Source organism: Candidatus Nebulibacter yamunensis, assembly GCF_024208055.1.
Taxonomy (GTDB): domain Bacteria; phylum Pseudomonadota; class Gammaproteobacteria; order Francisellales; family Francisellaceae; genus Caedibacter; species Caedibacter lacustris.
In genome coordinates this window covers 183,846-205,482 of record NZ_JAMBMW010000002.1, presented here as the reverse complement: position 1 = coordinate 205,482, position 21,637 = coordinate 183,846, and the positions used below count along the sequence as shown (strand labels likewise).

Genomic DNA, 21,637 nt, shown 5'->3' with positions numbered 1-21,637 from the left:
AATGAGTGCATTTTACCATGGGGTGGAAGTTGTTGAAATTGATGGCGGTGCGCGTCCAATTCGCACGGTTAAATCCAGTGTGATTGGATTAATTGGGACCGCTCCAGATGCCGATAATGCGGTATTTCCACTCAATGTGCCTGTGCTAATTGCGGGTAACAGAACCGAAGCGGCAAAGTTGGGCAGTAATGGGACATTGCCAGATGCAATCGATGGCATCTTTGACCAAGTTGGGGCAATGGTGGTAGTAGTACGCGTTGACCATGCCGATGATAACGCACAAATGTTAGCCAATGTGCAAGGAGGTATTGACAGTGATACAGGGCAGCGCACGGGTGTGCAGGCATTTTTGGATGCGGGGTCCACATTGGGTTTAACCCCCCGCATTTTAATTGCGCCAAATTTTAGCAATGAGGTGGGGATTGTACAGGAGTTAATGAGCATTGCCGAGCGCTTAAAAGCGGTGATTATTGCCGAGGCGCCGAGCACCACCGATACGGCTGCTATTGCTTATCGGAAAAACTTTGGTTCGGCACGTGTTTATGTAATTGACCCGCGCGTAATGGTTTTAGCCAGTGGCGTGGAGGTTGCCAAGCCAAGCTCGCCACGTATTGCAGGTTTAATTGCTCGTATTGATAAAGCGTATGGTTGGCATTACTCACCATCAAATCATGAGATTTATGGCGTAACGGGGACAGAGCGCGCTATTGACTTTGAATTAAATGGCGAATGTCGTGCGAATTACTTAAACGAAAACAAGATAGCAACCATTATTAATCAAAATGGTTTTAGGTTATGGGGTAACTTAACCTGCTCAAATGATCCTAAGTGGCAGTTTTTAAGTGTGCGTAGAACTGCAGATATGTTAAACGAGTCGCTGCTATATGCACATAACTGGGCAGTTGATAGGGGTATTAGCAAGACCTTTGTCGATGATATTGTGATGAGCGTCAATGGTTATCTTAGATCACTCGTTGCCCAAGGACGCATCTTGGGTGGTAAATGCTGGGCGGACCCAGAGTTAAACAGTGAGAATGAGATTGCTAACGGGCATGTGACATTTAGTTTTGATTTTACGCCTGTTTATCCCGCCCAACATATTACATTTAATAGCCATTTAGTAAATGATTATATTTCGGAAATCTTTTAATTAAATAAAGAGTAATAGGGAGCAAAAAGCATGTTTAACAATATTTTAATTAACTTTGGTGTGTATCTGGACGGCATTGCTTATCTTGGAACTGCTAGCGAAGTACAGCTGCCAAAAGTTACGGTCAAAACGGAAGAATGGACAGCTGCAGGCATGTCAGGCACGGTTGATGTGGATACGGGCAAAGTTGAAAAGATGGAGTCTGTGATTAAGTTTAAGGGCTTACAAACCGACCCAATCAAACTGATTGGTAACAAAGAAGCGCCATTAATTATCCGTGGCAGTTTGCGTAATAAAGACGGCACAGAAAAGAAACTCACGATTGAAATGAGAGGGCTTGTTAAAGACTATGACAATGGCACCATTAATGCTGAGTCATTGGGTGAGACGAGTGTCACCCTGTCAGTCAGTTATTATCGCTTTAATGCCGATGGTGAGGATCTGATTGAGGTCGACCCGATTAACAATGTCCGCAGCCTCAATGGCAGCAACCAGCTTGAAGGCGTATTAGCCAATATTTCAAACTAAAGTAGAAAAAAATAAAAAGAAAGGATGAAACAATGAAAGTAACCTTACGCAATCAGGTCAAATTAACCAGTGGTGAACACACCAATATCATTCATTTTAGGGAGCCCACGCGTGGTGATCTAAAAGCCGTTGCTAATATTGAGAATGATATTGCCAAGGAAGATATGCTGATCAGTCGTCTGACGGGCGTGTCATTGGCATCACTTGATGATGTGGTGATGGCAGATAGTGCTAAGCTGCAGCAGGCATTAAGCGAGATTACGGATGCCGATTACGACCCAAAGCATATAACGAATTAATCTTTGTTATAGCAACACAAACGGGCTGGCAAGTCAGTGAGTTAGACAATTTGCCGTTGTCTGAGCTGATTGAATATTACAAGCTTGCAGTGGATTGGATAAAAGCCAAAAGTGGCTTAGATAAATAGTGAGTAAACGATGGCAAACTGGAACAAAAAAGTTAGTCTTGAATTGGGCGGCAGTATTAATCCAAGCTTTAGTAAAGCAACCGACAGTGCTGCCAAGAGTCTGGATTATCTAGGCAGAAAAGAGAAATCATTAAAAGATAACCAAGCGCTTATTGGTAAATTACAAGCTGATCAAGCGGCAATTGCTAAAACAAACACAAGCTATAAATCACAAGTTGCTGAGCTTAAAGCCTTGCAGCGCGCGTACAATGCGGCAGGCGGACAAGATGATAAATTATCGGCAAAAATATCCAAAAAACAGCAGCAGGTAAATAAAACGAATGCGGCACTCCAATCTCAAAAAAAAGGATTAAAGGAGCTTGGCACCACACTTAAAAAAGCAGGTATTGACACCGCTAACTTAACGTCAGAAGAAAAACGTTTGCAAATGCAGTTAGAAAAAACGCAAAGACAGGCAAGGATTAAAGGCAACACATTATCAACGCTTGGCGCTGGCATAAGTAAGCTCAAATATGTCGCATTAGGTGTTACAGCTGCCATTGGTGCAATAGGAGCTGCTACGATGAAATTAGTGGGTAGCTTTGCTGGACATGCTGACAATATTGCCAAAACCGCCGACAAGCTTAATCTGAGTACAGACGCATTGCAAGAACTGCGTTATGCCGCTGGTCTTGCGGGCATATCAACCGAAAAGCTCGACAAGTCATTAGAGTTTATGCAAAAAAATGTGGTGGATGCCGCCAATGGGACAGGTGAAGCAAAAGATGCTCTAAATCAACTGGGCTTAAGTGCTGAGGAACTTAAATCATTAAAGCCAGACCAGGCATTAGGGCTTATTGCCGATGCTATGAATGGGGTGGCAAATAACCAAGAACGCTTGCGCATTGCCACACGGATATTTGGACGTGAAGGTGCTGACATGGTGAATATGCTTAAGAATGGCTCCAAAGGCTTAAAAGAACTGGGTAAAGAAGCGCATGAAACGGGTGCTGTGTTTGAAGAAAAATCATTACGTGCAGCAGAGCTCAATACCGATGCTTATGGGAGAATGACACTAAGCTTACAGAGCGTAGCTTTTTCAGTTGCCAATGAGCTTATGCCGAAAATGACAATTTTATTTACGAATATGACCGAATGGATTGCGGCAAATCGCGGGCAAATAGGCGAATGGGTGAAATCCTTTAGTAGTATGATTAGCTCAGTGTTTAGTGGTGTAAAGGCAGTTGGGAGCTTTATTCAATCAACCATTGGACTAGATAATGCCTTCAAAATAGTCGGCGGGACAATGGCGTTTAGCATGGTCAATAAAATTATGAATCTAGGCTCAGTCATCAAAGGGCTTGGCACTACATTTAAGCTGGTGAGTCGACTTTTTTTGACGAATCCCATTGGTTTGGCAATCACAGGAATTGCCGCAGCGGCATTACTCATATACAAATATTGGGAGCCTATTAAAGACTTCTTTGCAGGCTTGTGGGACGGCATAAAAAACATATTCAACAGCGCGATTGATTTTATTGCAAAGCTGTTTGAGCCACAGGTAAAAATGATTAAATGGGTAGCGGAGAAGGCGACCTCAGTGGCTAAGTTCTTTGGGCTTGGTGGCAGTGATAAAGCAGAAAAAAGTGCAAATGCTGAAAATAAAATCAGCTGGAATAACTATAAGCCGTTGCAAACGGAGGATTTCAGTCAATTGCAACAGCAAGTTAAAGCAGCTAATCAGCAAATCAACAACAGCAATAAAACCAATAATGTGACAATCACCAATCAAGTTACGGTACAAGGCAATGGCGATAAATTATCGATTATGCAAGGGGTTGAAGAAGCCACGCAAAAGGCACTATATGACTTTAATTATGGAGGCGTTTAAAAATGGCGTTTATTCCGTTAGTACTTGGCAAGTTGCCATTTAGTGTTAATACTGCAACTTACAATAAGATAAGCAAAAGCTACTCAAGTAACTGGGCAACGCAAGAGCGGGTTAATAATAGCCCAGCTCTGCAAAATACGGGGGACCAGTCAGAAACCATGACTATCTCAGGGGTGACCTTTCCGTGTGACAATCTAGGGGCAAAAGGCGCTCTTGTAGCATTAAGAGAGCTCGCAGCCAGTCAAGACAGTAATTTTTTATTTGATTTAGATGGCTTTATTTACGGCAAATGGGCAATAACCAATATCCAGCAAGAGAACACCAACAACAGCAACACAAGTTACTCGGTGAGTTTATCACGCTATCCAGAAACCACGGCAATTGACCAAGCGAAAGCTTATGTAAAAAATGCGATCTAAAATTCACCATTGGAGTTTATAAAAAAATTGAGTATAATTTAATAAAAAATAAATGGTTGTTTAAAATGTCGGATGTGCTTATTGAAATTTTGAAAATGATTGATTCAGGAAATCGTAAAAAATCAGAAGTGGCAAAAAACATAGCGGAAAAGCATGGTGTAACTGTCCAAAACGTGTACCAACATCTGAAAAAATTAGAGAAGCCAATGCAAATTTTTGAGTGCAGTAAGGGATACCTCCATTTATTGCAAAAACGCTTATTTGCTCAGAATTTTAAACTAAAAGATATTACAAAAGAAGCTAGTGAATACGATATTTGGATTAAACATATTCTGTCCCTTATTAAAAATGATATCGAGCTTAAAGACTCAATGTTTCATGTCTTTACAGAAATGTTAAACAATGCAATAGAACATTCTGAAGGTGATACTATAAGGATTGCTTTATTTGAAAGTGCATATGGATATTTGGTATCGATTACTGATAACGGGGTGGGTATTTTTAAAAAAATCTGTAGATATAAGAATTTGAAAGATGAGCAGCATGCTATGTTTGAGTTATCAAAAGGGCGCCTAACAACAATGCCAGAAGCTCACTCTGGAGAGGGTATCTTCTTTTCTTCTAAAATTAGTGATGAATTTTCCATAATTTCACATGGTTTAATTTTTCATCATGAGCTTGATGTTAATAGTCTTTCTGAGCTTGAGGGCATGGCCAGAAGAAGTATGTATGAAGGGACAAAAGTTGTTTTTAAAATAAATAAATTTACCCCTAAATCTGTCACTGCAATATTCAAGCAATATACAGTTATAGATGAGGAGGGAGAATATATGTTTTCAAAGACAATTATAAAGGCAAAATTAATTCAATATGAAAATGAAGCACTAGTTTCACGTTCACAAGCCAAACGTTTGCTGACACGAGTTAATGAGTTTAAAGAAGCAGTGATTGATTTTGCGGGAATTCGGTTGATTGGGCAGGGCTTTGCCGATGAAGTTTTTCGTGTTTTTACAACACGTTATCCTGATGTAAAATTAACGTATGTTAATGCTCAACCAGATGTTGATTTCATGATTAAGCGCGCAGTTGGCACTGCTAAGATCAATAAAAAAAGTTAATTTTAAGGATTTTTGTATTATGGCTAAATACACCACGAAAGACGGAGATATGCTCGATTATATTTGCTACAAGTATTACGGCACGACAGAAGTTACTAACAAAGTGCTTGAGGCAAATCGTGAGCTGGCAAAATTAGGTGCAGTACTCCCATCTGGTATTACCATTGAATTACCAGAGATTGAAAAGCCAACAGCTAAAAGAAGAGTAACCTTATGGTAATTGATTACCAAATCTTAGCCGATGATAAAGACATCACCGCAAAGATAAAAGCAGCGTTGGTGAGCTTAACGATTACCGATACAACAGGAGACCATGCCGATGGATTAAGTTTGCATCTGGCAGACTACACGGATTCGCTTAAATTTCCTGAGTCTAGTGCGAAGCTTAATGTACATCTTGGCTACAAAGACAATCTGCATGATTTTGGTTTTTTCTTTGTTGATACGATGAGCTACCGTTATCCGCCAAGCGTATTAAGTTTAAATGCTAATAGCGTGCCCTTTGCGGCATCAAATACATACAAGGCGATGCAGACCCAACAAACACGCTCTTTTGACAATATAACGCTTGCAAGTTTAGTGGATATAATTGCAAAAGAGCATGGGCTAGAGTCATCTGTTATACCAGGGCTAGGTAAAATACAAATTGAGCACATCGACCAAACCGATGAGGGCAATATCGGTTTTTTGTATCGAGTAGTTAGGCAGCATGGTTGCACATTAAAACCTACGCACACTAAACTAGTCGTGCTTGATGAGAAAGGCAAAAACGCCAAAGACGAGGACATCTTAACACTTACACTCGACCTAAAACAAATATCACAGCTAAGCTATAGCAGTAAAAAAGAAGCAAAGTTTAGAAGTGTGAATGCGAAATATCACGATGTTGATAGCGCCGAAACAAAAAAAGTAACTGTAGGGAGTGGGCAACCTGAATTCGCCCTATCCTGGACATACGAAAACGAAGCAGCGGCAAAAGCAGCAGCTAACAGAGAATTAAAAGGGTACGCGCTTGATACTGACTCCTTGAATATTACAACCATCGGCAATCCAGATATTATTGCGGGCGTGCCGATTAAAATCAAAGGCTTGCGTGAGGATATACCGCAGGACTGGTATGTTAAAACAGCAACACACTCCCTTAGTAAACAAGGGTATCAAACAAGCGCTCAGTTGACGCTTAAACAGTTAAACGAGTAGATTGCGAATCCTAAAATAAGATAATTTCATAACAAATCAACTGCCTTTTGTCTATGTTCCGGGGCTAAATGCGCATATCTAAGTGTCATTTTAAAATCACTGTGACCAAGCAGCTCTCTAACTACTGATAAACTTTCGCCCTTCATTATAAGCTGGCTGGCAAAGTTATGTCGTAAATCATGGAAACGGAAATTATCTATTTCTGTTTTTTTCATTAATGTAATCCACGACTTATTAATATTATCCAACTTGCCACCCGTTATTGGTGACTTAAAAACAAGCCCGCTCTGATTACCATTACTGCAAATATCAAGAAACATTTGCCGGACATTTTTGTGCATGGGAATACTGCGAGCATGACCTGATTTAGTGTTATCTTTATCTAAAGTAATTTGATTAGTTTTTAAATCAATATCACTCCATTTAAGTGTAAATATTTCACCTCTGCGCATCCCTGTATAATAAGCGAGAGTGACTATGTTACGAATCAATTTGTCAGCACCATCTAATGCAGTTAATAACGCCTCAGATTCACGACTAGATAAATAACGTATTTTACCAGAAGACTCCTTGAATTTTTTAAATCCAGTTAACTTATTTGCTTGCAAATAACCAAACTCTACAGCCCTACTTATTGCCCCTTTTAAAACGGTAGCAGTTTTATTCAAGGTTGAATCTGAAACATTCGACTCGCTTTTATATTGAAATAAGAAATTATTTAGAATTTTTAAATCAATCTCATTTAGTAACATATTATGCAATGACTTGGATACAACCAAAAGCCTATGATGCGTTTGCTTATAACTTCTATGGTTTTTTTTACTCCAATCTAAATAGAAACGGTCAAGATAGTTTTTTAATGTTAATTTATCATGTTGTGCTTTTTCTTTTTGTATGTCTTGACCTTGTGACACTAAAAGCAACAGTCGTTGCGCTTCTTTTTTGGCAACCGGCAAGGGGATTGTAGGAAATTTGCCAATGGTATAACGCTTTTGCTTCTTTTCAGAATTCCGATAAATTATTGAAAAAGTTTTAGCACCAGATGGAAATACTCTTAAAACTAAGCAATTAACTTCTGAGTCGAAATAGTCTATTATTTTATTGGTTGGTTCTAGTTCAGAAATGTTTGTTTTAGTTAATTTTAATTTGGGCATTTTATTCCTGGTTTTAGGTAGACCAATGGTCATAGTATAGCATTTACAGGTAACATATAGGTAACAAAAAATAATAAAACCGAGAGGAAAAACTTCTTTCTCCGAAAATAAAAAATGTTACTAAAAGTCATTAAAATAAATGGTTTCCCCATCTTGAGCTGCATGTAAAAAATCAGCGAAAATGACCTGCACCCCCCTCCGGAACCATTTGTCCTGGACTAAACGTACCTAATTCACCACCATTTCGTCCAGAGGGACAAAGAGATTTCTCAGCAGCAGCTTTAGCAAAATCCTTACCTGCTTCAATTTCTTTTTTAAGTGCTTCACATTCTGTTTCAGTTTGAACGAGAATGTGGCGAGCCGATGCTTGTGCCATAATATTTACTCCTTATGATTAATAAACGTTGAAGTGTAACGAATCGTCTGATAAAAGACAACCTTTACATCAAAACAAAGCTTAATTTAACAAAAAAACATACCCATTCCCTTGAGTAAAGGTTTCCACAAGTAAAGACCTTGTTTATGTCGCTATGAAGGAAAACTCTAAAAGCTACTTTGAGTTTTTTTCTGTAAATTCATCCACTCGGCAATCGCATAGATTGGGGTACCTAAGAAGAACAAAATCATACCATAATAAACAACTTCTTGACCTGAACCTACGATAGTCCAAAAAGAATATCCACAAGCTAATACAGCAATAATAATTGCTGTTTGCCAAAATGGGCTATTGGCATCTTGTTGCTTAATAACTAAAATGTTTGAAATTGTAGTATAGAAGTAAGGAACAAGTGCTGTTAAAACTGCCATTAGAATAATAAGCTCAAACTGTTCAACCAATGTTTTTGACATTGTCAACAATAACAACACTGTCATAAGCACACCTGATAAAATTAAACTAAAACTTGGAGCACCATACCTATTCTGCTTAGCAAATATTTTTGGAAATAGATTTGTTTCAGCAATTGATTTAGAAACGATAGATGCCACCATTATCCAGCCATTAAGTGTTCCTAAACATGCTATAACTGCGGCAACAGCAATTATCACACCACCACTTTGACCAATAATTTCTTTTGCAGCTAACGCAAATGGTGCATTTGAATTTACTAAATCTGCTGCTGGCAGCATTCCCATAATAACTGTCGAGCTTAAAATATAAATAAATGCTGCAATCAATGTCCCGGTAAGCGTTGCCAAAGGAATGGTCTTTTTAGGGTTTTTAACCTTACTGGCTGTGACTGTGGCAGACTCAAGCCCAATAAATGCCCACAGCGTTAGCGATGCTGCTGCACTAATTGCATTTAAACTTGAGTTTTCTGTGCGATTAAACTCAAGGTAATATTCAGGATGAATATACCAAATACCCACAAAAATAATAAATAATAATGGAAGACCCTTACCAATCATTGACAAAATCTGTAACCACCCTACTGTCCTTGCACCAAACATATTGTATCCGGTGAATAGCCAAATAATACCAATTGCAGTAATTCCAGCAACCGTCCTATTTTCAAGAATTGGAAAGAAAAAACTTAAATAACCAACTGCCGCCAAAGAAATCGCACAATTTCCAACCCACAATGATATCCAGTAACCGAAACCACTTTGAAACCCCATAAACTTACCCATGCCAACTCGGACATAGATGTAAGGTCCGCCGTCCACTTTAGGAACAAGACGACTAAAACTACAAAACACCAAAGCTAACAACACCGACCCTAGCGCTGTAAAAATCCATGCTAAAATACTGATTGTACCAAATTTGGCCAACCCTGACGGCAATAAAAATATTCCCGAGCCTACCATATTGCCAGAAACCAAGGCTACCAGCATCCAAAAATTCATATACTGTTTTTTCTGCATGTTTTCTCCCATCTTCATTACAAAAAAGTTTTATCTCTATAACGCAAACTCAAAACTTTAAATAGCTGAGCCCATTAACAATTATTTTAATATTTTCAAAGCTTTAATTGTCCACAACAAATACATTCACATTTTCAGCTAAATAAACAGTAACAAAATCATATTGCTTTCATTAAAACATATAAAAAAGGGCATATCTTAAGAAAAGATATGCCCTTTAACAAAACCCTTTAATTTACGCTTATTAAGCAACAAGTGCAGCTTTTGCTTTTTCAACTAATTGCGCAAACGCATCCTTGTTGAAAACAGCTAATTCAGCTAACACCTTACGGTCAAGCTCAATATTGGCTTTTTTAAGTCCATTTATAAACATGCTGTAGCTCATATCGTGCTGACGTGCTGCGGCATTAATACGCACAATCCAAAGTGCTCTAAATTGTCTTTTTCTTTGCTTACGGTCACGATAAGCATATTGACCTGCTTTAATCACCGCTTGCTTAGCTACACGATAAACACGCGAGCGTGCACCGTAATAACCTTTAGCTTGGTTTAAAATCTTTTTATGACGACGGCGTGCTTGCACACCTCTTTTTACTCTAGGCATAATCTACTCCACTTTAAAAATTTATTAACACTTAGGCATAAGGCATTTGTTGAATCAAACTTGGCACGTCTACTTTAGCTACTTGAGACATACCACGTAAATGACGCTTACGCTTAGTCGTCATCTTAGTGTTAATGTGAGCGCGGTTTGCAGAACGATGCTTGAAACCACCCTTACCAGTTCTTTTAAAGCGCTTAGCAGCACCTCGATTTGTTTTAATTTTTGGCATAATATACTCCGCATTTCACCATTTTTATTCACGCTAAAAGGAACTTCTTTCAACGCATTTACTTTTTCTTAGGTCCTAAAACCATAATCATTTGGCGACCTTCCATTTTTGGTCGGTGCTCAACCACTCCATAAGGTTCCAAATCCGCTTCCAAACGCTTAAGCATATCTACACCCAGCTCTTGGTGCGCCATTTCACGCCCCCTAAAACGTACTGTGATCTTGACTTTATCGCCACTTTCTAGGAACTTTATAAGGTTGCGTAGTTTTACCTGATAGTCCCCAACATCAGTGCCTGGTCGAATTTTAATTTCTTTGACCTGCATCTGCTTTTGCTTTTTCTTCGCAGCTACTTTTTTCTTGCCTTGCTCAAATAGATACTTACCGTAATCCATGATTCGACAAACCGGTGGTGTGGCTTGTGACACCATTTCCACCAGATCAACACCTGCTTCTTCAGCCTTTTCTAGCGCCTCTTTTAATGAGACTACGCCAATTTGCTCTCCATCTAGTCCAATTAAACGGACTTCTTTCGCCTTGATATGCTCGTTTACCGGCGATTTTTGTTCTACCTTACTAATATCTCGAACTCCTAATTATTTAGATTTACACGGCATTTTTTGCCAATTTCTGCCAACAACAATTTACATAATGCATCAATACTCAATGCACCTAGATCAGTACCGTCTTGTTTTCTTACAGTAATCTGTCCTAAAGATTGTTCCTTCTCGCCAGCAATGCCAATAAATGGCACGCGTGCTAATGTGTGCTCGCGAATTTTAAACCCAATTTTTTCATTTCTCAAGTCAATTTGTGTGCGAATGCCAAATTTTATGAGTTTTTGCTCGACTTCTTGTAGGTATTCATCCTGCTTATTACTGATTCCAACTACTACGATCTGAATAGGTGCCAACCACACAGGAAGTTTACCTGCATAATGCTCAATCAGCACCCCAATAAAACGTTCAAGTGAACCAACGATCGCTCTATGTAGCATAACTGGGACTTGTTTTTCGCTGTTTTCATCAACATAAGTTGCTCCAAGACGCATTGGCATAGATAAATCCAATTGAATTGTACCACACTGCCAACTACGACCAATTGCATCTTTTAAATGAAATTCAATTTTAGGTCCATAAAACGCGCCTTCACCAGGTAGATAATCAAATTTTACTCCATGATTATTCAGTGCTTCTGCCAATACTTTTTCTGACTTATCCCATATCTCATCGGAACCGACACGATTATCTGGGCGAAGCGCAAGTTTGACATCAAATTCAGTAAAACCAAAATCGCGATACACATCAAAACACTGCTCAACCATTTGCGTGACTTCTGACTCAATTTGTGCTTCGCTACAGAAAATATGACCATCATCCTGGGTGAAACTTCTTACACGTAAAAGCCCATGCAATGCTCCTGATGCCTCATTTCGATGTACCGCACCAAACTCAGCCATGCGAATGGGTAAATCACGATAACTATGCAAACTGTGATTATAAACTTGGACACACGTTGGACAGTTCATAGGTCGAATTGCATATTGACGGTTTTCTGAGTGAGTCATAAACATGTTCTCGGAATACTTCGCAGCATGTCCTGATTTCTCCCACATTGAGATATCGGCAATCAATGGCGTTCTAATTTCACTACAACCAAATTTTGTATTTGATGCACGCATATAGTCCTCAACCACACGCCAAATAGCTGTCCCTTTTGGATGCCAAAAAGCAATTCCAGGAGATTCTTCTTGAAAGTGAAACAAATCTAATGCTTTGCCAATTTTACGGTGATCACGCTTCTCAGCTTCCTCTAAACGTATTAAATATTCTTTTAACTGCTTCTTATCTGCCCAGCAAGTACCATATATGCGCGTCAACGTCTCATTATTAGAATCTCCACGCCAATAAGCTCCTGCAACCCGCATGAGTTTAAAAGCTTTCAAATATGACGTATTTGGTACATGAGGACCTCGGCATAAATCAGTAAAATCACCTTGACTATATAAACTTAAAACTTCGTCTTCTGATAAATCTGCAATAATTTCAGCCTTATATTTCTCACCGATTGCTTCAAAATAAGTAATTGCATCATCGCGTGACTTAACTGATCTTGTAACAGGTTGTGACAAAGCAGTAAGCTCAGTCATGCGTTTTTCAATTATTTCTAAGTCTTCAGGAGTAAACGCTCGTTCATAAGAAAAATCGTAATAAAAACCATTCTCAATAACAGGTCCTATGGTTACTTGTGCTGTTGGGTAAAGCTGTTTAACTGCCTGTGCTAACAAATGCGCACAAGAATGGCGTAGAATTTCTAAACCCTTTTCATCTTTTGCCGTAATAAGCGTAAGCGTTGTATCATTCTCAATAATAAAACTTGTATCAACTTCTTTGCCATCAACGATACCCGCTAAGGTTGCTTTCGCAAGGGCACTACCAATATCTAAAGCAATGTTATAAACAGAAACTGGCCCATCAAACGTGCGTTTTGAGCCATCTGGCAAAGTAATAACAGGCATTCTTTAACTCCAGCTTTTTATTTTTTTACTTAATATTCAACTTTTTTACTTTCAAAAAATTGCAAAATAGTTTTGTGGTAAATTTCAAAACAAAGCATTTTCAAGTATTAGAACTGCGACTGTCAAGTATCGAATGATGAATAACAGCCAAAAACAAGTTTTATCGCACTTTTCCAAACTGAAGATACGTACACTTAAGAATTAGCTTGATGTTTAGTTTTTCCTTTAAAAAATAAGCGTGTACATGTTCCTGAAAGCGCGTACATCATGAACAACACAAATAAAGTAATCGATGGATCGATAAAGATAATTGCGATTATAAACACAACAAAGACGGCTTGGGTAAATAGAAACTTACCTTTTAAATCATAATCTTTGAAGCTTCTAAACTTAATGTTACTCACCATCATTGCAGATAGATAAAGTGTAATAATCGTTGCAAAAAACGTCACCCAACCTTCTGCAATTGTATGCCCTAAGCTATTACAAAACCATACAAAACCGGCAACTGTCGCTGCAGATGCAGGACATGGTAACCCAGTAAAATAACGCTTACTCTCTGGTGAATTATCATCTAATTGGGTATTAAAACGTGCCAGACGCAATCCAACACATGCCAAATAAATAAATGCCACTGCCCAGCCAAATTGACCTAAATGTTTCACCGCCCAGAAATAAATAATTAATGCAGGTGCCACGCCAAATGAAACAATATCAGCCAATGAATCATATTCAGCACCAAATGCACTTTGTGTGTTGGTTAATCTTGCTACACGTCCATCTAGTGAATCCATCATCGCTGCTAAATAAATACAAACAGATGCCAACACAAAGTGACTATTAAAAGCGGCAATAATTGAATAAAATCCTGCAAATAAACTTGCTGAAGTAAATAAATTAGGCAAAATATAAATACCTTTACTGCGCTGTATATTGGGTAATTGCTCGTTTTTCATTGTGTAAATTCCTGAACGTTTCCTACGGTTGTATCACTTTATCAACAAACTGCATCTGCTTTAATAGTTTTGGCAATGGAAAGGTAACCTCTTCTTTCACTCCTTCAAAGTCCTCTAGTTGCGCATGTTCAAAATGATTTTTTAAAAACTCTATCACTTCCTGCACTAAATATTCGGGAGCAGAAGCACCTGCTGTAATACCACAACTTGCCTTATTCTCAAACCACATTAAATCAATATCATCTTTATTATCAATAAGGTAAGCATTCACTCCATGATTCTCTGCAAGTTCACGTAACCGGTTTGAGTTAGAGCTATTTTTGGAACCCACAACTAATAAGATGTCGACTTTTTTTGCTAATTCTCTTACTGCATTTTGCCTATTTTGAGTGGCATAACAGATATCTTCTTTCTTGGGAGATCCTGCATTAGGATACTTTTCTTTGAGTGCCTGAATAATGTCTTTCGTTTCATCTACCGAAAGTGTCGTTTGGGTAGCATATACCAATTTATTTGGGTTTTTAACTTGCAAATCTTTCACGTTTTGAAGATTCTCAACCAAATAAATTTGTGCATAACTACTCTGATATTGACCTAAAGTTCCTTCCACTTCAGGATGCCCTTTATGACCGATCAATATACATTCAACTCCAGTGTTACTTGCTTTTTGTACTTCTCTATGCACCTTAGTCACCAAAGGACAGGTTGCATCATAAATTTTTAAAGATTTGCATTGTGCTTCTTCTTTCACTCTTTGAGATACCCCATGCGCACTGAAAATACAAACTGCATGATCTGGAACTTCGTCCAACTCTTTGACAAAAATAGCACCCTTTTGCTTCAAACTCTCAACCACTGCACGATTATGTACAACCTCATGACGAACATATATTGGATGAGGTTCAAGCGCTAACACACGCTCAACAACATCCACTGCACGAGAAACTCCTGCACAAAAACCACGTGGATTCGCCAAAATGATTTTCATTATCCAAAATCCTTATCTGAAACATCTAAAATATCAACATCAAATAAAATCACTTGCCCAGAAAGTGGGTGATTAAAATCAACTGTTACATCATTCTCTTGAATCAAAGTAATGACACCTGGTAATTCGGTACCATCTTTTTGTGAAAATGCAACAATAAGACCTTCTTCAAGCTCCATATCAGAAGGAAATCTTTTTTTAGGTACCTCATAAATCATTGCCGGATTCTTATCACCAAAGGCATCTTCTGGCATTAACATCATTTTGCGATTAGCACCTATTTGAAGTCCGCAAAGCTCTTTTTCGACACGCTCGGAAAAAACACCTTTTCCCATTTGAAAAATATAGGGACGATCATAAGTGTTGGTATCTTCTGCAATCGAACCATCTTTAAGTCGAATTTTAAAATGCATTTTTATAAAGCTATCTGCTTTTATTTTCATGTAAATCCTAGGTTGTCTTTTTTGCTTTTCTCTAACAATTCAGCTAGAGTTTTTAAGGTTACTAACACGCATATTCTACGAGATTTATAAAAAATGTACAAACATTCGTTTATAGCACAGATACATAACCCATGCCGTTTTTTTTGGGCATCTCTAACTGTTTTATTAACACTGAATGGGTGGTCTGGGCACAAACTTTACGCGCAAACTCTAGAAAAACAATATGATATTTTTTTCAGTAATTATTACCTATTGGACATTCCTTTGACAGAAGCTGGTAAAATCATCGCTTCCTCTAATAAAGCATCGCTTATTTCAACGGCGAATACCATTTTTGTTTCTAAAACAAAAGAAAGCTCTAAATATTATATCTTTTCTTACGTAAACAGCATCCCCACTCCCTACGCTAAAAACAAATTTAATTATGTCTTTAGGCGTTTAGGCGAAGCACAGCTTAATAATACTTATCAAAACACCTTGATCATGCATGTAGTAAATTCCACGCAAGAGATTAACATAGGTGATCACGTTGTGGCATTTGATTTAATCAATAATCAACTCCCAGAAGAAGAAATCGTTGCTGATAGAAACATTGAAGGTGTTGTTACACACATGGAAACTACAGCAGACTTTGCTGGCACTTATCAATCTGTACTCATTAATATTGGCGAAGCCAATGGACTTAAAATGGGTATGCGTGTTTATTTTCAATCACCACAAATGAAAGTAAAAGGTTATGCTATTCCTGGACAATACATTGGGAAGGGTTTTGTTTATCGCTTGGCAAGCCATAATGCAATTGCGCTAATAACAGATGCCAAACAAGAAATCACCAGTGAAAGCCTAGTATCCACCTGCTTGTCTAAAAATCATGAACAGTAATATCGCTATTTTGCATTACATACCTAACTTTCAATTTAAGCATTATCAACAACTGATTGCTTCTAATATTGATCTTGGCTTATTTATTAGCCAGCCACATAAATTTGCAACTATGCTTCGACTTAGCGAAACTACAATTGATTTTATTACTCATGCAAATTATCAGCCTTACTTGAAAAAGATTGATCAATGGCTTAAATCAAGTTCAAACCACCAGTTAATTTGCTTTGATGATGAAGCTTATCCACCGCAACTAAAACAAATTTCTGACCCACCACTTGCATTGTACTGTATAGGTGATATTAACCTACTACAAACGCTACAACTTGCTGTTGTTGGTACGCGCAAATTGAGTCACTATGGAATAAAGGTGGTTGATGCACTTTTACCTAAACTGATTGATCTTAAACTCACTATTACCAGTGGCATGGCATTAGGTATTGATACCCTAGTCCATCAAAAGGCATTAGCCCTGCAAAGCAAAACCATTGCTGTTCTAGGTACAGGTGTTGATATTTGCTACCCCAATCAAAATCGTAACCTATATCAACAAATCCAACAAAATGGTTTAATTATCTCTGAGTTTCTCCTTGGTCAAGCACCAAAGCGCTATCACTTTCCACAAAGAAATAGAGTCATCAGTGGTCTAAGTTTAGGTGTACTTGTAATTGAAGCTGCTGAAAAAAGTGGCTCTTTAATCACGGCTATGCATGCTCTTGAGCAAAATCGCGAAGTTTTTGCAATCCCTGGTAACATTTTTCACACAGAAAGCCAAGGCTGTAATAAGCTTATTCAGATGGGTGCTAAGTTAGTCTGGAATGCTTTAGATATCGCTACCGAACTTAATCTTCCACAACAATTCACACTTAAGCAACCATTTTATCAACAATCACTTTTACTTAATGAGTGCCAGCAAAGAGTATTTGACGCAATCGGTTCAGCTTGCACAACCATAGATAAAATAATAGAAAATACTAACTTAACATATGCGGAAATTACTGGCATACTATTTGAACTTGAGATGGAGGCACTTATTTGTGCTGTTCCTGGAGGTTATCAACGAATTTAATTAAGGCAACATGAGTAGTAAACCTGTCATTTTACAAGTTTTAATGTCTTTATTTAACAACATGACTCAAATAGAAGAGGATGTTGTTAAAATGACCAACTCACACGAACTCTTTTGTGAATTAAAAAAAGCAGGTCTAGATGAGTCTACACTTGAAAACACACTGCTATGGCTTGAAGGCTTTGCCAAACTGAATGAAGTTGACCCATTTGACTATCAAAAAGGTACCATACGAGTTTTTAGCAATGTCGAAAAAGTGATTATTCCTGATAATGGATTAATGATTCTAAATGAGCTCTATCTTAGTGGTGATATCAACGCCTATGAGTTTGAGTTTGTGATCAATCAAATTATGATGCTTAGCACCCAGTCTATTACAATCGAGCAGTTTATATGGGTACTTGATATGACTATAGCCAATCAAAATCGTGATTTTATGACTGATGACGATTATGGTTTAGAGTATTTATTGAATAATTCTCTCACTATCCATTAATTTTTTTACACCTTATTGACCTTAAGCAATCCATCTCATCCATAAATATCTATTTACTAAAATTCCAAGACGCATCTTACTTTTAACGACCATCAAGCGTTACCTCAAAATTGTCAGCACAGCTGTTGCTAAACAAACCATGATAAAAGGATTAACCAGTATCAAATTAAAAGACAAAGCTATCGAGAAAGTCATGGCACATGCTCAGTAGGTACCAGACTATTATCCAACAATAGAAAATTTAACTTAACCACTCCACATATTAAATGCTAAACTAGACGGATTTACTTTTATTGCATTTTTATAAAATGACACACTCGTCAAGCCTTTTACCGAAGACTATTACAAAACAGTTCACATCGGCTACGATTTCACGAGCTCATACTTACTGTAACCAGCACTCAATTCGCTCAATCAAACCCAGACGTTCTGATAGCATCAACAATGCTATTGCTGTAGAAGGTGAAGTCTTTGGCTCAGGAACAAATATTTACTCACAATCTATTCTACTTGCGTTTGATAAAAATACAAACACACTGACAGAAGTACTGGATGCTGAGTGCTCTTGTCCTTTTGGCGATTTCTGTAAGCATACTTATGCCATTATCTTTATGTTCAATAAAACATTATTTGAAGAACTTAAAAAGCTCGAAACGTCTCCGCAAATAGTAGACCCTACTGATACAACCACCACTTTTCCTATTAATAACATAAGCACAAAAAATAAAGATACTTTTTCTGTTGCGCATTTTAATCGTAATCAATTTGAACGTGAGTTTGCAGAAAGTTTACGTAAAGTAACACATCAACTAGTTCAAGAAAAACAAAACATCCATGATACGTTTATTGCTTATCAGATTAAAGAAGTCACTCAATCAGGGCAAACATGGTATGAGCTACATGCAAGTACCGTACGCATATTAAAAAATAATAGCCTTGCTAAACCACAAAAACTTAATTTACTCAACCTCATTTTAGGCTATACCCGATATCCAGAATGTGCAACTACTGATGATCATATCATTTTAAGCCATATCCGCCAAAGTGCGGATTATAATAGGTATTATATAACTAAACAAAACCTTAAACTCGAGGGTGAAAATGGTTCTAAACTCTTATCTCTTCTTATCGATACAAAGCGCCTATATAAAGCTGAAGTTTCACCTACTAGTGAATTAATACGCGCTGAAGAGCTAGTTCCTGAATTTAATTGGCAAGAAATCAATAATCGATTTCGCTTTAACATCACAATAAATGGTAAAGACCAAATTAAGGTCATCCCAACTTCACCTGCCTTTTACATTAGTTACAACAATATTGGTCAGCTCAAAAGTGATATTCCAGGAACACAATTATTGTTGTTATCTCAACTACATGACATATCAAAAGAAGATATGTTATTTGTTCGTAATCTAATTGAATATTCTCCACTTGCCAAAAACATTACTTTTCCAAAAAATATTCAACAGATCAAATCACACAAGGTGACACCTATTGCAATGATTGAGTTTCATCGTGCTGCTAGCATGGAATGGCCATACTATGGTTATTTTGGTGATGTCAGTTTCAATTATGAAGGACAACTCTTTTCCCCACATGATGGCAGCAGTCCTTTGATAGATTTAAAAGGTCAGCTTATTGAGAAAGACATTGAGTTTGAATACATTAAATTACTTACCCTGTCAAACTTTGGCTTTAAAAAACAAAAACCTGTTTATTCCCAATCTGTACGTCAACGCACGCGACCTATAGCTAGTTATGTGCTTGAATCATTGCCGCCTAAAACACCTGAAGATCAATGGCAAGATTTTTATTTAAATGATTTAGAAGAGCTAAAGCTTCTCGGCTGGCAGGTAACGTTTGCCGATGACTTTAATAGTCACTATATCCATCCAAATGAAATTCATATTGATATTGAAGACGGTCCACAAAACAACTGGTTTAACGTTCATTTAAGTGTAAATCACAATGGTCAAGCAATTGATTTACAACCGATTATTGTCAAATATTTACAGCGATCTGGTGACAAAAACAAAAGCGACTTATTGGTCGTACTTGATAACAAATACAAACTTAAACTTGACTATTATAAGCTCATTGAGCCTGTAATTAATTCATTATTAGAATTATCCGATAATAGAGGCACAAGACTTAGACTTCCAAAATGGCAGATTGGCTCACTTATGAGCTTAGAAGAGCAGCTAGGTAAGAGTGGTGCGATAAATTACAGCAAAGCCAAAGCACTTAAATCCTTCGTTGACTCACTTAAAAACATTCAAAACCTACCATCTCTCCCTGTGTCTAAAAACGTCAAGGCCACGCTTCGTGATTATCAACAGCATGGAGTTAGTTGGATGCAATTTTTATCCACTCATGGCATGGGTGGGCTCCTTGCTGATGATATGGGACTAGGAAAGACCTTACAAACTTTAGCTTGGTTACAACTACAAAAAGAAAATAATAAAGATTTCACAACTGCCTTAATTATTACCCCAACTTCGGTCATTGGTAATTGGTTGCGTGAAGCAGAAAAATTCACCCCCAACTTAAAAATATTACTTTTGCATGGTAACGATCGAGCTAAAAACTATGACACATTACTTCAATACGATATTGTCGTCACGAGTTATCCATTAATTTTAAAAGACGAAGAGATACATAATCAAAATAGCTATAGCGCTATTATTCTAGATGAAGCACAAACAATTAAGAACGCTAAAAGCAAACAAGCACAAACAATTTTCTCCCTTGCTACCAAACAACGCTTTTGTCTAACTGGTACGCCAATCGAAAACCATCTAGGTGAATTGTGGTCACAATTTAATTTCTTAATGCCGGGTTTTCTAGGTAATGATGCGCAGTTTCGTAAATACTTTAAAAATCCAATTGAAGGTGCCCAAGATACGGAACGTTTAAAGCTATTAAGAAGTCGCATTGCACCCTTTATGTTAAGGCGTACAAAGGCACTTGTTGCTAAGGATTTACCTGAAAAGACTGAGTCTATTGAACTTATTGAACTTCCAACCGTTCAAAAGCAACTCTACGAAAGTGTGCGCATGGGAATGGAGAAAAAAGTACGTGAAATTTTGAAATCACAAGGTTTAGCAAAAAGCCATATCCACATCCTTGATGCGCTTCTTAAGTTAAGGCAGGCTTGTTGTCATCCACAACTTGTTAAACTTGAAAATGCGCAAAAGGTCAACGAATCTGCTAAATTACATTATCTGCTTGAAATGCTTGATTTACTTGTCTCTGAAGATAGAAAAGTCCTAGTATTTTCTCAATTTGCTGAAATGCTTGACATCATTGCTGAGTCTCTTAACAATCATAAAATCAACTATGTTCAACTCACTGGTCAAACTAAAAACCGTCAACAACTCATCGACAAATTCAGTTACAATCCTACAATCAATATCTTTCTTATTAGCTTAAAAGCAGGTGGTACTGGGCTTAACTTAGTTGCTGCCGATACAGTTATTCACTATGATCCGTGGTGGAATCCTGCAATTGAAGCGCAAGCAACTGATCGCGCTTATCGCATAGGTCAAAATAAACCTGTCAATGTTTATAAACTCATTGCCAAAGACAGTGTCGAAGAAAAAATCTTAAAACTACAAGAGAAAAAAGCAACACTTGCTAGTGGATTATATGACAAACAAGGTCAAGCAGAATTTAAACTCAGTGAAACCGAATTGATGAGTTTGTTTGCGCCATTAAGTTAAAA

The 21,637-nt window shown here is 37.7% G+C and carries 21 protein-coding genes and 1 pseudogene; 12 read left to right on the top strand and 10 right to left on the bottom strand.

The features are described from left to right. Window position 1 precedes the first annotated feature (1 nt). From M1V25_RS01960 to M1V25_RS01925, 8 genes are all read left to right on the top strand, one after another. Complete coding sequence (locus M1V25_RS01960; RefSeq protein ID WP_498842275.1) at window positions 2-1,150, top strand: phage tail sheath C-terminal domain-containing protein; 1,149 nt, start codon at window positions 2-4, stop codon at window positions 1,148-1,150. A 30-nt stretch (window positions 1,151-1,180) separates the two neighbouring features. Further along, complete coding sequence (locus M1V25_RS01955) at window positions 1,181-1,678, top strand: phage major tail tube protein (protein ID WP_498842274.1); 498 nt, start codon at window positions 1,181-1,183, stop codon at window positions 1,676-1,678. 32 nt (window positions 1,679-1,710) lie between these two features. Continuing rightward, a complete protein-coding gene (locus tag M1V25_RS01950) occupies window positions 1,711-1,977 on the top strand; it encodes a phage tail assembly protein (protein ID WP_498842273.1) in 267 nt (88 codons plus the stop codon). A 138-nt stretch (window positions 1,978-2,115) separates the two neighbouring features. Continuing rightward, window positions 2,116-3,975, top strand: a complete 1,860-nt coding sequence (locus tag M1V25_RS01945) for a phage tail tape measure protein (protein ID WP_498842272.1) — start codon at window positions 2,116-2,118, stop codon at window positions 3,973-3,975. 2 nt (window positions 3,976-3,977) lie between these two features. Continuing rightward, window positions 3,978-4,394: a phage tail protein gene (locus M1V25_RS01940; protein WP_116963104.1), complete on the top strand. Its 417-nt coding sequence runs from the start codon at window positions 3,978-3,980 to the stop codon at window positions 4,392-4,394. A 65-nt stretch (window positions 4,395-4,459) separates the two neighbouring features. Continuing rightward, entirely contained in the window at window positions 4,460-5,512 is a 1,053-nt protein-coding gene (locus tag M1V25_RS01935) for an STAS-like domain-containing protein (protein ID WP_498842271.1), read from the top strand. A 19-nt stretch (window positions 5,513-5,531) separates the two neighbouring features. Next, the gene (locus M1V25_RS01930; RefSeq protein WP_116963106.1) at window positions 5,532-5,732 is read left to right on the top strand and encodes a tail protein X; all 201 of its coding nucleotides are present in this window, start codon (window positions 5,532-5,534) and stop codon (window positions 5,730-5,732) included. Then, a complete protein-coding gene (locus M1V25_RS01925) occupies window positions 5,726-6,712 on the top strand; it encodes a phage late control D family protein (protein WP_498842270.1) in 987 nt (328 codons plus the stop codon). Before M1V25_RS01930 ends, M1V25_RS01925 begins: the two co-directional genes overlap by 7 nt. A 26-nt stretch (window positions 6,713-6,738) precedes the next feature. Here M1V25_RS01925 and M1V25_RS01920 read toward each other — a convergent pair whose 3' ends face one another. From M1V25_RS01920 to fkpB, 10 genes and pseudogenes are all read right to left on the bottom strand, one after another. Further along, on the bottom strand, window positions 6,739-7,866 hold the full coding sequence (locus tag M1V25_RS01920; RefSeq protein WP_192877918.1) for a site-specific integrase: 1,128 nt from the start codon (window positions 7,864-7,866) through the stop codon (window positions 6,739-6,741). A 196-nt stretch (window positions 7,867-8,062) separates the two neighbouring features. Continuing rightward, window positions 8,063-8,242, bottom strand: a pseudogene (locus M1V25_RS01915) (peptidylprolyl isomerase); the annotation flags it as partial. Between the two features lie 167 nt (window positions 8,243-8,409). Further along, window positions 8,410-9,729 (bottom strand): amino acid permease, encoded by a 1,320-nt coding sequence (locus M1V25_RS01910; protein ID WP_157966556.1) that lies wholly within the window; start codon window positions 9,727-9,729, stop codon window positions 8,410-8,412. 244 nt (window positions 9,730-9,973) lie between these two features. Next, complete coding sequence (gene rplT / locus M1V25_RS01905; RefSeq protein ID WP_116963360.1) at window positions 9,974-10,333, bottom strand: 50S ribosomal protein L20; 360 nt, start codon at window positions 10,331-10,333, stop codon at window positions 9,974-9,976. A gap of 31 nt (window positions 10,334-10,364) precedes the next feature. Next, a complete protein-coding gene (gene rpmI, locus M1V25_RS01900) occupies window positions 10,365-10,562 on the bottom strand; it encodes a 50S ribosomal protein L35 (protein ID WP_116963359.1) in 198 nt (65 codons plus the stop codon). Window positions 10,563-10,620: 58 nt separating this feature from the next. Next, window positions 10,621-11,142 carry a translation initiation factor IF-3 gene (infC, locus tag M1V25_RS01895; RefSeq protein WP_116963358.1) on the bottom strand — a complete coding sequence of 174 codons (522 nt, stop codon included), beginning with the start codon at window positions 11,140-11,142 and terminating at the stop codon, window positions 10,621-10,623. A gap of 11 nt (window positions 11,143-11,153) precedes the next feature. Next, window positions 11,154-13,079: a threonine--tRNA ligase gene (gene thrS, locus M1V25_RS01890; protein ID WP_498842269.1), complete on the bottom strand. Its 1,926-nt coding sequence runs from the start codon at window positions 13,077-13,079 to the stop codon at window positions 11,154-11,156. A gap of 194 nt (window positions 13,080-13,273) precedes the next feature. Further along, window positions 13,274-14,035: a CDP-diacylglycerol--serine O-phosphatidyltransferase gene (gene pssA / locus M1V25_RS01885; RefSeq protein ID WP_116963356.1), complete on the bottom strand. Its 762-nt coding sequence runs from the start codon at window positions 14,033-14,035 to the stop codon at window positions 13,274-13,276. A 22-nt stretch (window positions 14,036-14,057) separates the two neighbouring features. Beyond that, on the bottom strand, window positions 14,058-15,023 hold the full coding sequence (gene ispH / locus M1V25_RS01880) for a 4-hydroxy-3-methylbut-2-enyl diphosphate reductase (protein ID WP_116963355.1): 966 nt from the start codon (window positions 15,021-15,023) through the stop codon (window positions 14,058-14,060). Beyond that, window positions 15,023-15,466, bottom strand: a complete 444-nt coding sequence (gene fkpB / locus M1V25_RS01875; RefSeq protein ID WP_116963354.1) for an FKBP-type peptidyl-prolyl cis-trans isomerase — start codon at window positions 15,464-15,466, stop codon at window positions 15,023-15,025. The genes ispH and fkpB overlap by 1 nt, the downstream gene beginning before the upstream one ends. A 93-nt stretch (window positions 15,467-15,559) precedes the next feature. Here fkpB and M1V25_RS01870 point away from each other — a divergent pair, with 93 nt between their 5' ends. The 4 genes from M1V25_RS01870 (at window position 15,560) to M1V25_RS01855 (ending at window position 21,635) form a co-directional block, all read left to right on the top strand. Next, window positions 15,560-16,348, top strand: a complete 789-nt coding sequence (locus M1V25_RS01870; RefSeq protein WP_498842268.1) for a hypothetical protein — start codon at window positions 15,560-15,562, stop codon at window positions 16,346-16,348. After that, on the top strand, window positions 16,338-17,417 hold the full coding sequence (gene dprA / locus M1V25_RS01865; RefSeq protein ID WP_116963352.1) for a DNA-processing protein DprA: 1,080 nt from the start codon (window positions 16,338-16,340) through the stop codon (window positions 17,415-17,417). Before M1V25_RS01870 ends, dprA begins: the two co-directional genes overlap by 11 nt. Window positions 17,418-17,427: 10 nt before the next feature. Continuing rightward, window positions 17,428-17,913, top strand: coding sequence for a DUF494 family protein (locus tag M1V25_RS01860; protein ID WP_116963351.1), 486 nt, complete (start codon window positions 17,428-17,430; stop codon window positions 17,911-17,913). 308 nt (window positions 17,914-18,221) lie between these two features. Beyond that, window positions 18,222-21,635, top strand: coding sequence for a DEAD/DEAH box helicase (locus tag M1V25_RS01855; RefSeq protein ID WP_498842267.1), 3,414 nt, complete (start codon window positions 18,222-18,224; stop codon window positions 21,633-21,635). Window positions 21,636-21,637 lie beyond the last annotated feature (2 nt).

Excerpts from the sequence above, each read along its gene's own strand:
- M1V25_RS01955 (WP_498842274.1), top strand. The coding sequence starts at position 1,181 with ATGTTTAACAATATTTTAATTAACTTTGGTGTGTATCTGGACGGCATT.
- M1V25_RS01945 (WP_498842272.1), top strand. The coding sequence starts at position 2,116 with ATGGCAAACTGGAACAAAAAAGTTAGTCTTGAATTGGGCGGCAGTATT.
- M1V25_RS01930 (WP_116963106.1), top strand. The coding sequence starts at position 5,532 with ATGGCTAAATACACCACGAAAGACGGAGATATGCTCGATTATATTTGC.
- ispH (WP_116963355.1), bottom strand. The coding sequence starts at position 15,023 with ATGAAAATCATTTTGGCGAATCCACGTGGTTTTTGTGCAGGAGTTTCT.
- M1V25_RS01950 (WP_498842273.1), top strand. The coding sequence starts at position 1,711 with ATGAAAGTAACCTTACGCAATCAGGTCAAATTAACCAGTGGTGAACAC.
- rplT (WP_116963360.1), bottom strand. The coding sequence starts at position 10,333 with ATGCCTAGAGTAAAAAGAGGTGTGCAAGCACGCCGTCGTCATAAAAAG.
- M1V25_RS01940 (WP_116963104.1), top strand. The coding sequence starts at position 3,978 with ATGGCGTTTATTCCGTTAGTACTTGGCAAGTTGCCATTTAGTGTTAAT.
- M1V25_RS01925 (WP_498842270.1), top strand. The coding sequence starts at position 5,726 with ATGGTAATTGATTACCAAATCTTAGCCGATGATAAAGACATCACCGCA.
- M1V25_RS01910 (WP_157966556.1), bottom strand. The coding sequence starts at position 9,729 with ATGCAGAAAAAACAGTATATGAATTTTTGGATGCTGGTAGCCTTGGTT.
- M1V25_RS01920 (WP_192877918.1), bottom strand. The coding sequence starts at position 7,866 with ATGCCCAAATTAAAATTAACTAAAACAAACATTTCTGAACTAGAACCA.
- fkpB (WP_116963354.1), bottom strand. The coding sequence starts at position 15,466 with ATGAAAATAAAAGCAGATAGCTTTATAAAAATGCATTTTAAAATTCGA.
- thrS (WP_498842269.1), bottom strand. The coding sequence starts at position 13,079 with ATGCCTGTTATTACTTTGCCAGATGGCTCAAAACGCACGTTTGATGGG.
- M1V25_RS01860 (WP_116963351.1), top strand. The coding sequence starts at position 17,428 with ATGAGTAGTAAACCTGTCATTTTACAAGTTTTAATGTCTTTATTTAAC.
- M1V25_RS01855 (WP_498842267.1), top strand. The coding sequence starts at position 18,222 with ATGACACACTCGTCAAGCCTTTTACCGAAGACTATTACAAAACAGTTC.
- pssA (WP_116963356.1), bottom strand. The coding sequence starts at position 14,035 with ATGAAAAACGAGCAATTACCCAATATACAGCGCAGTAAAGGTATTTAT.
- M1V25_RS01960 (WP_498842275.1), top strand. The coding sequence starts at position 2 with ATGAGTGCATTTTACCATGGGGTGGAAGTTGTTGAAATTGATGGCGGT.
- rpmI (WP_116963359.1), bottom strand. The coding sequence starts at position 10,562 with ATGCCAAAAATTAAAACAAATCGAGGTGCTGCTAAGCGCTTTAAAAGA.
- M1V25_RS01935 (WP_498842271.1), top strand. The coding sequence starts at position 4,460 with ATGTCGGATGTGCTTATTGAAATTTTGAAAATGATTGATTCAGGAAAT.
- dprA (WP_116963352.1), top strand. The coding sequence starts at position 16,338 with ATGAACAGTAATATCGCTATTTTGCATTACATACCTAACTTTCAATTT.
- M1V25_RS01870 (WP_498842268.1), top strand. The coding sequence starts at position 15,560 with ATGTACAAACATTCGTTTATAGCACAGATACATAACCCATGCCGTTTT.